Source organism: Mucilaginibacter sp. P4_E8 (genome assembly GCF_056401495.1).
Window position 1 is genome coordinate 1 of the sequence record NZ_JBFUJG010000161.1, and the last position, 10117, is coordinate 10117.

The following is a 10117-nucleotide window of genomic DNA, read 5'->3' on the forward strand; positions in this document are numbered from 1 at the left end:
GATAACGATAACTACCGGTTGGGTTATCATACGTTTTAATAAATTTCATTTGAAAAGTACCTGTTACAGTTTTGGTGCTTTGATCATAGCTGGTAACCGTTACCTGGTTGGTAAAGGTATCATCGAGTTTATAACCGCTAACTGATACATCACGACCAACAGTATTAAAATAGTAGGCTTGATTGCCTTTTAGTGGATAACTAATGGCTGTGGTGCTCGCTTTTATTAAAAAGCCAAAGTTTTCTTCAAGGCCGGTTTTAAAGTTGCCGGCATATACATTAATGGTATCCTGCGAAAATACAGTAGTTGTAGGGATCCCTTCCCATTGTACGCCGCTTTTTTCGGCCATAATAAATGCGTCCCTTTTAGGTAGAACACAACAGTCCCTTCTTTTGGTGCAGGACGTCATAAACAAAGCCGTAGCTGAAAGTAAAATAAGCAGGTATTTTTTCATGATAATAAGGTTTTTATACAATTACGGCGAAAAAGAAACTTTTGCTACAGCGACTTAGATATTTGTGAAGTGAATTTTGATAAAGGTCTTAATAAAAAACGATTTGCTTAAGTTTGCCACTCATTTTATTATCTTGTTATGAACCCTAAAGTGAGCTTGGTTATCGGCATTTTATGCATCTCGTTTTCGCCAATATTTGTAAAGCTTGCCGGGGTTGCACCAATTGGTTCTGCATTTTACCGTGTGTTTGTTGCATGGGTTTGTTTGCTGCCTTATTGTATCATTAAAAAGAAACTGCGTATTGATAAAAGGCAGCTTATTATCGCAGTAACGGCAGGGGTGGTTTTTGCATCAGACGTGGCCGTTTGGAATATCTCTTTGTTAAAAATCAGCGCAACAGTATCAACCCTGCTTGCCAACCTGGCCCCGGTTTGGGTGGGTTTGCTGAGTTTTTTGCTTTTTAAAAAACGCTCAGGAAATTTATTCTGGATAGGTACGCTATTGGCGATCATGGGTATGGTGGTGCTGGTGGGCTATCAGCACATTTTACATCTGGAACTTAACGCGGGTATTTTGCTTGCGGTATTGGCCAGCTTGCTGTACGCAACCTATATCATGATCACCAAAAACATCATGGCGAGTATAGATGTGTTTACCTTTATGTTTTACAGCATGTTGGGCGCCAGTGTTTTTTTATTCCTGATAAATAGTTCCATGGGAAATACGATCACCGTTTTTTCACTAAAAGTTTGGCTGTGCTTTATAGGGATGGGATTAATTTGTCAGCTTACTGGTTGGCTCACCATAAATTACTCATTAAGATACCTGGAATCAACCAAAGTGGCTATAGCCTTACTAAGCCAAACGGTATTTGCCGGATTACTTGCCGCATTCCTGCTGAACGAAAAGCTTGCAGTTAATGAAATCATTGGCAGTGTAATAGTGCTTGCCGGCATAGCCGTAACATTTTTAAAGCCACGTAATCAGTTAGTATCAAGTAGTTAGTATCAAGTATCAGGATAACTTCATTTCTTTTTTTATAAACAACTCATCATACTTGATACTAACTACTTGATACTTGATACCCGATACCCTACATTTGCATTTTAGCACATGATCATAAAATCCACCATCGACCGTATTATGGAAGCCACCGACATTGTGGAGGTGATAGGGGAATTTGTGCAGCTAAAAAAACGCGGGGCAAACTATGTGGGCCTGTCACCATTTGCCAATGAACGTACACCATCGTTCACGGTATCGCCGGCAAAGGGCATCTTTAAAGATTTTTCTACGGGCAAAGGTGGTTCGGCAGTTACCTTTTTAATGGAGCTGGAAAAATTTTCCTATCCCGAAGCATTAAAATGGCTGGCCAAGAAATACGGTATCGAGGTTGAGGAAACCATTGATCACCCAGAAAACAAGGAGGAAGATCAGCGTCGCGAAAGCCTCATGATCGTGACGGCCTTTGCCGCTAAGTTTTTTCATGAAAGCCTGCTTGATACCGATGAGGGTAAAAGCATCGGCCTGAGCTATTTTAAAGAACGCGGTTTCAACACCGAAACTATTAAAAAATTTGAACTGGGTTACTCGCCCGATCAATGGGAAGCTTTTACGGGTACTGCCATAAAAGATGGCTACCAGGAACAGTTTCTGGTAGAGAGCGGCCTATCGGTTAAACGAGATAACGGTAACTTATATGACCGCTATCGTGGCCGGGTAATGTTCCCGATACATAGTTTTACTGGCCGGGTAATAGCCTTTGGCGGACGTACCCTTAAAAAGGATAAAAATGTACCTAAGTATGTAAACTCACCCGAGTCTGAGATCTACCATAAATCAAATGTGCTTTATGGCCTGTACTTCGCCAAGAAAGCCATACGCGAGGAAGATAACTGCTATTTGGTTGAAGGTTATGCCGATGTGCTTTCAGTTCACCAGGCTGGTATCGAAAATGTGGTAGCATCGTCGGGTACTTCATTAACTGTAGAGCAGATCAAGCTGATCAGCAGGTTTACCAAAAACATCACTATTTTATATGATGGCGACGCGGCAGGTATTAAAGCTTCCCTGCGCGGGCTGGATATGATATTGGAAGAAGGCCTCAACGTGAAAGTGGTTTCTTTTCCTGATGGGCATGATCCGGATTCGTATGTGCGCAGTGTAGGTACCAACGCCTTCAAAAAACATATCGAGGAAACTAAAAAGGATTTTATCCTTTACAAAGCTAACCTCCTTTTAAAAGATGCCGGTAATGACCCTATAAAAAAAGCCGGTGTGATCCGCGAGATTGTGGAGAGCATAGCTAAGATCCCGGACTCGATCAAGGCATCTGTTTTTATCAAGGAATGTAGTTATATATTACAGATAGATGAGCGCGCCCTGCTATCCGAACTAAATAAAATGCGCCAGGCCAAGGCGAAAAAGGATGGTCAGCAGCAACAAACCAATACCCGATATGCACCGCAGCCAGACGAACCCAACTTTTTTGATGAGCCCGAGGTAAAGGAAACTAAAGAAGAGCATTTTCAGGAAAAGGAGATCATTCGTTTGCTGTTATTGTATGGCAACAGGATGATTGACTGGGATGGCATCGCTAATACTTATATAGGCCCGTTTATGATAGCCGAGTTGGGTGATGTTACTTTTGAAGATGCATCATGCAAGCTGTTTGTTGAATTATACCGGCAGGAGGTTGAGAATGGCGTACTGCCAGAGGATTATTATTTTATTCATCATCAGGATAAAGGCATTGTTGATCTGACGGTTAACATGCTGGCTACCAAATATACGCTAAGCGAAAATTGGTACGAGATGCACAAGATCATGATACACGATGAGCAGGCCAACATGAAGGCTGCCATTCTTGGTGCTATATTTCACCTTAAAAAACATAAGGTGGGCAAAATACTGGAAGGCCTGCGTACGGAACTGCAAAAGGCCGAGACCGAAGCTGATCAGGAAATATTGCTGAACCAGTATATCCGCATGAAAAAAGTTGAAAAAACCATCTCCGATTTCTTAGGGTCGGTAATTATCAAATAAATGGCTCAACACCTTGATCTGGGTCGCACGGGCGAAACTTTAGCCAAAACACACCTGGAAAACACCGGTTACGAAATACTGGACGAAAACTGGACCCACGGCAAAGCCGAGATTGACCTGATTGCATATAAAGACAAGGTTATTATATTTACCGAAGTTAAAACCCGCACCGGCAACGGTTTTGGCGAACCTGAGGATTTTGTGGATGCCCGTAAGCAAAAATTACTGGCCGAGGCGGCAGATGAATATATTTACCTCATGAACCACCAGGGCGATGTACGGTTTGATATTATTGCTATTTTGTTCGACAGAAATAAAAATTATATACTAAATCATATTGAAGATGCGTTTTGGCCATCGGCAACCTAACATTATGAATAACAAAATTAAAGGTCTTTTTTTAGCCGGCGCTTTGCTGGCATTTGGCTGTAACCATAAATCAAGTGATAGCGCGGCAGATTTTAGCATCAGTCCCGAAGCTGGTACTACCTACAAAGCGGGTGATGAAGTAAAACTAAAGGTTGGTTTCCCTGCCGATGCCAAAGTAGATTCGGTAGTGTACCTGCTGGCATCTACAAATATAAAAATGGGTGCCGATTCGGTTTACTTACCTGTAGCCACCAAAATAGGCGTAACTAAAGATACATCGGGCATCAGCCTAAAAACAGATACTTTGCCTTTGGGCATAAGGGTAGTAACCGCTAAAATTTATGCTGGTGGTAAAAGTCAGGATGTAACTACTAATATTTTGCTGCTTGCAGCCAAAGCGCCCGAACATTATACTTATAAGGTTGAAAAGGTATTTCCGCATGATACCAGTGCTTATACCGAGGGATTGCAATATGAAGATGGTCATTTTTATGAAAGCATTGGCGACTATAAACGCTCTGCATTACGTAAGTTTGATCTTAACACCGGCAAAACCCTGTTAAAAATCAAACTTGATGATCAATACTTTGGCGAGGGGATATCGGTTGTGGGAGATAAGATAATACAGCTTACCTACCGCGAAAAAGTGGCATTTGTTTATGACAAGAACACGTTTAAACTGATCAAAACCTTCCCTAACAATTTAGGTCCCGAAGGCTGGGGAATGTGTTTTGATGGCAACAAACTTTATAATGACGACAGTACTAACCGTATCTGGTTTAGGGATAAGGATACTTACCACCCTACTGGTTTTATTGATGTTTGTGATAACACTGGCCAGATTGACTCTATAAACGAACTGGAGTATATTGATGGTAAACTTTATGCCAACATTTATCAAAAAGATACCATACTGGTTATTAACCCTAAAACAGGCGCCGTAGAGCAGTTAATTGATATGAAGGACTTATATCCTATGGCCGACAGGCCGCAGGACAGGGATTGGGACAATAATGTGCTTAATGGCATAGCCTGGGACGCCAAAGGCAAACGCCTTTTTGTAACCGGTAAAAAATGGCCTCAATTATATCAGGTTAAGTTTGTAAAAGCCCCCTAACCCCCTGAAGGGGGAACTGATAGTCCTGAATCTTTAGCAGAATAAAAAATAAAAGAGCCCGAAATTTCAGGCTCTTTTATTTATGAATATGTTAATCAAAAACTCCCCCTTTAGGGGGCTGGGGGCCCTTACCTCCAAGCTTTATATTGATTGATCAAACCGTTGGTTGATGAATCATGGCTGCTGATCTCACTGTTGTCTTTTAATTCGGGTAATATTTTACCCGCCAGTTGTTTACCTAATTCCACACCCCATTGGTCAAAGCTGTAAATGTTCCAGATAATGCCTTGTACAAATATTTTATGCTCATACATGGCTATCAATGAGCCTAAGCTGTGTGGGGTTATTTTTTTAAGCAGGAACGAGTTTGTAGGCCTGTTGCCTTCAAAAACCTTAAACGGTGCAATGGCTGCTATTTCCGCGTCAGATTTACCTGCGGCTTTTAATTCGGCAATTACTTCTTCCTCTGTTTTGCCGTTCATCAGGGCTTCGGTTTGGGCGAAGAAATTTGACAGCAGCATGTTATGGTGCTCACCAAGCGGATTGTGTGATTGTGCCGGGGCTATAAAATCGGCAGGGATCAGTTTAGTGCCCTGGTGTATCAGCTGGTAAAACGCGTGCTGTCCGTTGGTGCCTGGTTCACCCCAGATGATAGGACCGGTTTGATATTCTACATGTTTGCCATTACGGTCTACATGTTTACCGTTGCTCTCCATATCGCCTTGTTGAAAGTAAGCGGCAAAGCGGTGCATGTATTGATCATATGGTAAAATGGCGTTGGTTTCGGCCTCAAAAAAGTTGTTGTACCAAATGCCAAGCAGCCCCAGTGTAACTGGGATATTCCGTTCAAACTCCGCGGTCCTGAAATGTTCGTCGGTAGCATGGGCGCCTTCTAACAGTTCCACAAAATTGTCAAAACCTATGCTTAAAGCTATAGAAAGGCCAATGGCGCTCCATAAAGAGTAGCGGCCACCAACCCAATCCCAAAACTCAAACATGTTTTTGGTATCGATGCCGAATTTTTCGACAGCGGCAGCATTGGTTGATAAAGCAGCAAAGTGTTTGGCCACATCAGCTTCGGTTGCTCCGGCGGCTAAAAACCAGTCGCGCGCACTGTGGGCATTGCCCATAGTTTCCTGGGTAGTAAATGTTTTTGACGCGATCAGGAAAAGCGTGGTTTCAGGATCAACCTCTTTTAGGGTTTCGGCTATATGCGTTCCATCCACGTTGGATACAAAGTGCAGGTTCAGATGATTTTTGTAAGCCTTTAATGCTTCGGTCACCATTACCGGGCCCAGGTCTGAGCCGCCGATGCCTATATTTACTACATCGGTAATTGGTTTGCCGGTATAGCCTTTCCAGGAGCCAGATATAATAGCGTGGCTAAACTCCTTCATGTGTTCAAGCACTTTATTTACATCGGGCATTACATCTTTGCCATCAACATAAATTGGTTTATTGCTACGGTTACGTAATGCGATATGCAGCACCGGACGACCTTCCGTCGCGTTGATTTTTTCGCCTGAAAACATGGCTTCAATTGCCTCATTTACCGAACATTCCTTAGCTAACTGTATCAGTAAGGCAATGGTTTGCTCATCAATACGGTTTTTGGAATAATCGAGTAAAATGTCCTCAAATTGGATGGAGAATTTTTTAAATCGCTGATTATCAGTGTCAAATAATTCTTTCAGACTTTTTGATACAATATCAATGTAATGGTCTGTTAAATATTTATAAGACTGGGTGGTGGTAAAATCTGTATTTGGCAGCATAATTGAGTAGTTTTATACAAAAGTAAGAAGTTAATTGTTGGCTGGATGTTAAATTCAAAACTAACAAATCTTCGTGTTATTTTAACACTGCACACATAGTGTTTGTTTTACACCGAAAAATTACGATAATTTTAAAAATATTTGACAATTGTTTTGATATTTAAAATAATTATTTAATATATTTGTCTTGTTGGTAATCAAATAAGCGATTTATCATCAATTTGTAAATTAACACATATAAAAATACGGGCCATGTTTGAGAAACTTTTTTTGCTTGTAAAAAATAACGCCGGGACGGCTGTTGTTAACAACCCTGTAATTCCTGTAAAACACCACGATGCGGTAATGATTGAAGCTTCAAGTTCGATTATTGAGGTTTTAAAGGGCCAGATGGAAAATGGTAAGTTGAAAGAACTGATAAAGTACTTTCAATCGTCAGGTATTTACAATCATTCATTGGTTTCGAGCATAGTTAACAGGTTTGCTAACCGGTTAAATACCTTTTATCATATTGATCCTATACATGCCCTGGAAATTGCAAATGGGCTAATACCCAAGGTGATGCAAGAATTGGTAAAAGCGTCAAAAAGCGAACAGATCAAAGAATTTGGATTAACTAACATGCTAACCAAGCTAAATGGTAACCGTGCAGACCTGAGTTTGCTGGTTAACAAACTAATGGTTGCTTAAAATATTATAATCTATACCTTGTAAGGCCTGCAAATTGATAAACAATTTGCAGGCCTTTTTATTTAAGCCGATTATCAAATTGTATATATTTGCCAAATGACTAAAGAACAGATTCTGGATTTAAGGGATAGAGCAGCTTCCCTGAGGAGGCATCTTTGACATCGACAAGAAGCTTGAACAATTACAAATAGAACAGGAAATAACTGTTGGCCCGCATTTTTGGGATCACCCCAAAGAGGCCGAAAAGGTGCTGGCATCCATCAAAGTAAAAAAAGTATGGACCGATGAATTTCAGAAAGTAGTATCGATAATTGAAGATACCGGTGTACTATTTGAATTTTACCAGGGCGGCGACGCTACTGAGGTCGAAATGCAGGAGCAATACAACATAGCGATAAAAGCGGTAGAGGAGCTGGAGTTTAAAAACATGCTCTCGGCCGAAGAAGATCAGTTTCATGCCGTATTGCAAATTACAGCTGGTGCCGGCGGTACCGAAAGCTGCGACTGGGCAGGTATGCTGATGCGTATGTACATTATGTGGGGCGAAAAGAACGGTTATAAAGTGACCGAGCAGGATTATCAGCCCGGTGATGTGGCCGGTGTTAAAACTGTAACCCTGCAGTTGGAAGGAGATTTTGCTTATGGCTATTTAAAAGGTGAAAACGGTGTTCATCGCTTAGTGAGGGTATCGCCGTTTGATGCCAATGCCAAGCGCCATACTTCGTTTGCATCGGTGTATGTTTACCCATTGGTTGATGATACTATTGAGATTGATGTAAATCCGGCTGATATTGAATTTGAAACCTTCCGCTCGGGTGGTGCCGGTGGGCAGAACGTGAACAAGGTAGAAACCGCGGTGCGTTTATACCACAAACCTTCGGGCATTATTATCAAAAACCAGGAATCACGTTCGCAACTTCAAAATAAAGACAATGCCATCCGTTTATTAAAATCGCAGTTGTATGAAATTGAGATGCGTAAACGAATGGAGATCAGCAATACCATTGAGGGCAACAAAAAGAAAATAGAGTGGGGATCACAGATCCGTAACTACGTACTACACCCATACAAATTGGTAAAAGACCTGCGTACTGATCATGAAACATCAAACGCGCAGGCTGTACTTGATGGTGAACTTAACGAATTTTTAAAAGCATACCTCATGGAATTTGGCGGACCTAAAAGCTAAATTTGAACATACAGGTCATCCCGAATTTATTTCGGGATCCCACATGCAAAGTCACCGACAGCCATGGTGTACACATGTCGTGTGAGGTGCTGAAACAAGTTCAGCATGACATCCGTGTTTAAATGATATATAATTATTACAAAAAAAACGGCGCTGCATTATGCAACGTCGTTTTTTGTTTCGGGTAGAAATTGTAATTTGCCCATCCATTATAACCTGATACAACCTGATCTATGAAAACCATTTTATCCGCTTTTATTTTGTCTATTGCAATAACTACGGCTTACAGCCAGGAAAAATCGATCCCGCTTTATCCCAATGGCGTACCTAACTCAAAACCCACACCCGCAACTTATATCGAGAAAACAGATAAGAATTCCTGGATAACACAAGTAAGTCAGCCCACACTTACGTCGTATTTACCGGCTAAAGGCACAGCAAACGGCACCGCGATTGTTGTTTGTCCCGGTGGTAGTTATGCGGGTTTGGCTTCGGCACATGAAGGCACTGCTGTAGCGCAGGAATTTAATAAAATAGGGGTTACAGCCTTTGTGTTAAAATATCGCCTGCCAAGTGACAATATTATGCAGGATAAACCTATCGGCCCGCTACAGGATGCACAAACAGCTATACAAATGGTGCGCAAACATGCTGCCGAGTGGGGAATTGATCCTAATAAAATAGGTATCATTGGTTTTTCGGCAGGGGGACACCTGGTGTCAACAGCCGGTACGCATTTTGATAAACCCGTAATTGAAAATAAAGATATCAGCGTTCGTCCCGATTTTATGATGCTCATTTACCCGGTAATAACTTTTGGCGAACAGGCTCACGTGGGTTCAAGAGAAAACCTGATTGGCAAAACACCATCGGCAGCGCAAGTGGAATTATACTCGAACGAGAAACAAATTACTGCCAACACGCCACCCACCTTTTTAGTACATGCCGAGGATGATAAAACTGTACCGGTGCAAAACAGCCTGATGTTTTATGATGCCCTGCTCAAAAATCATGTAAAAGCCGAAATGCACCTGTTTCAGGAAGGCGGCCACGGCTTTGGCCTCAACAATTCCAAAAACAAAGGCAAATGGTTTGATTGGGCCACAGCCTGGTTGGATGAGAATGGATTTTTAAAAGGGAAATGATTACCTATAAATTAAATTAAGATTTTAATTTTATGAGTGATAGATATATGGGCATGACAGTAAATGAACGACTATATGTAAGTGGTCTAATGGAAAAATTTGAAAAGGCCGTAAAAGAGAAGAAAGTTGATTTAGTTACATCAATACTTATGGAAGTAGAATTTACTGATCTAACCATTAATTCCATTTTAAAGGAATTGGGGTTGATAGGGTAATCTATTGGCTTTGAGACTTACGAAGTTTTTTAGCCTGTGGTCGGTGTTATCACTATAGGTGTTGGGAAGAAATAAAAAGAAAGCTTGGGCCTAGTGCGATTCCTTCCTTGGGGAAGGG

General features: G+C 41.4%; 10 protein-coding genes. 8 read left to right on the forward strand and 2 right to left on the reverse strand.

Annotated elements, in window-relative coordinates:
• Window positions 1-454: hypothetical protein (locus AC1DRQ_RS27060; RefSeq protein ID WP_477428562.1), on the reverse strand; the 454-nt coding region annotated here is incomplete at its 3' end.
• 138 nt (window positions 455-592) lie between these two features.
• On the opposite strand from AC1DRQ_RS27060, the gene AC1DRQ_RS27065 reads away from it, so the two are divergent.
• The 4 genes from AC1DRQ_RS27065 to AC1DRQ_RS27080 all read left to right on the forward strand — a co-directional run bounded on the left by AC1DRQ_RS27065 (window position 593) and on the right by AC1DRQ_RS27080 (window position 4985).
• Complete coding sequence (locus tag AC1DRQ_RS27065) at window positions 593-1459, forward strand: DMT family transporter (RefSeq protein ID WP_477428564.1); 867 nt, start codon at window positions 593-595, stop codon at window positions 1457-1459.
• Between the two features lie 108 nt (window positions 1460-1567).
• The gene (gene dnaG, locus AC1DRQ_RS27070) at window positions 1568-3499 is read left to right on the forward strand and encodes a DNA primase (RefSeq protein WP_477428566.1); all 1932 of its coding nucleotides are present in this window, start codon (window positions 1568-1570) and stop codon (window positions 3497-3499) included.
• A complete protein-coding gene (locus AC1DRQ_RS27075; protein ID WP_429401712.1) occupies window positions 3500-3868 on the forward strand; it encodes a YraN family protein in 369 nt (122 codons plus the stop codon).
• A 4-nt stretch (window positions 3869-3872) separates the two neighbouring features.
• The gene (locus AC1DRQ_RS27080) at window positions 3873-4985 is read left to right on the forward strand and encodes a glutaminyl-peptide cyclotransferase (protein WP_429401710.1); all 1113 of its coding nucleotides are present in this window, start codon (window positions 3873-3875) and stop codon (window positions 4983-4985) included.
• Window positions 4986-5113: 128 nt separating this feature from the next.
• Here the strand turns inward: AC1DRQ_RS27080 and pgi are convergent, their stop codons facing one another.
• Window positions 5114-6760, reverse strand: coding sequence for a glucose-6-phosphate isomerase (pgi, locus tag AC1DRQ_RS27085; protein WP_477428569.1), 1647 nt, complete (start codon window positions 6758-6760; stop codon window positions 5114-5116).
• A 252-nt stretch (window positions 6761-7012) separates the two neighbouring features.
• Between pgi and AC1DRQ_RS27090 the strand changes: the two genes are divergently transcribed.
• From AC1DRQ_RS27090 to AC1DRQ_RS27105, 4 genes are all read left to right on the forward strand, one after another.
• Window positions 7013-7450: a hypothetical protein gene (locus tag AC1DRQ_RS27090; protein WP_429401706.1), complete on the forward strand. Its 438-nt coding sequence runs from the start codon at window positions 7013-7015 to the stop codon at window positions 7448-7450.
• 96 nt (window positions 7451-7546) lie between these two features.
• Window positions 7547-8639 (forward strand): peptide chain release factor 2 gene (gene prfB, locus AC1DRQ_RS27095; protein ID WP_429401704.1). Its coding sequence is split into 2 segments (ribosomal slippage): window positions 7547-7606 and window positions 7608-8639, totalling 1092 coding nucleotides; the frame shifts between segments, so codons are not numbered across the junction.
• A gap of 233 nt (window positions 8640-8872) precedes the next feature.
• Window positions 8873-9784, forward strand: a complete 912-nt coding sequence (locus AC1DRQ_RS27100) for an alpha/beta hydrolase (protein ID WP_477428572.1) — start codon at window positions 8873-8875, stop codon at window positions 9782-9784.
• Between the two features lie 32 nt (window positions 9785-9816).
• The gene (locus AC1DRQ_RS27105; protein WP_477428574.1) at window positions 9817-9999 is read left to right on the forward strand and encodes a hypothetical protein; all 183 of its coding nucleotides are present in this window, start codon (window positions 9817-9819) and stop codon (window positions 9997-9999) included.
• The last annotated feature ends 118 nt before the right edge of the window (window positions 10000-10117 follow it).

Bases quoted from the DNA above. Each gene is read 5' to 3' on its own strand.
- AC1DRQ_RS27105 (WP_477428574.1), top strand. From the start codon at position 9,817: ATGAGTGATAGATATATGGGCATGACAGTAAATGAACGACTATATGTA.
- AC1DRQ_RS27065 (WP_477428564.1), top strand. From the start codon at position 593: ATGAACCCTAAAGTGAGCTTGGTTATCGGCATTTTATGCATCTCGTTT.
- AC1DRQ_RS27080 (WP_429401710.1), top strand. From the start codon at position 3,873: ATGAATAACAAAATTAAAGGTCTTTTTTTAGCCGGCGCTTTGCTGGCA.
- AC1DRQ_RS27100 (WP_477428572.1), top strand. From the start codon at position 8,873: ATGAAAACCATTTTATCCGCTTTTATTTTGTCTATTGCAATAACTACG.
- AC1DRQ_RS27075 (WP_429401712.1), top strand. From the start codon at position 3,500: ATGGCTCAACACCTTGATCTGGGTCGCACGGGCGAAACTTTAGCCAAA.
- pgi (WP_477428569.1), bottom strand. From the start codon at position 6,760: ATGCTGCCAAATACAGATTTTACCACCACCCAGTCTTATAAATATTTA.
- dnaG (WP_477428566.1), top strand. From the start codon at position 1,568: ATGATCATAAAATCCACCATCGACCGTATTATGGAAGCCACCGACATT.
- AC1DRQ_RS27090 (WP_429401706.1), top strand. From the start codon at position 7,013: ATGTTTGAGAAACTTTTTTTGCTTGTAAAAAATAACGCCGGGACGGCT.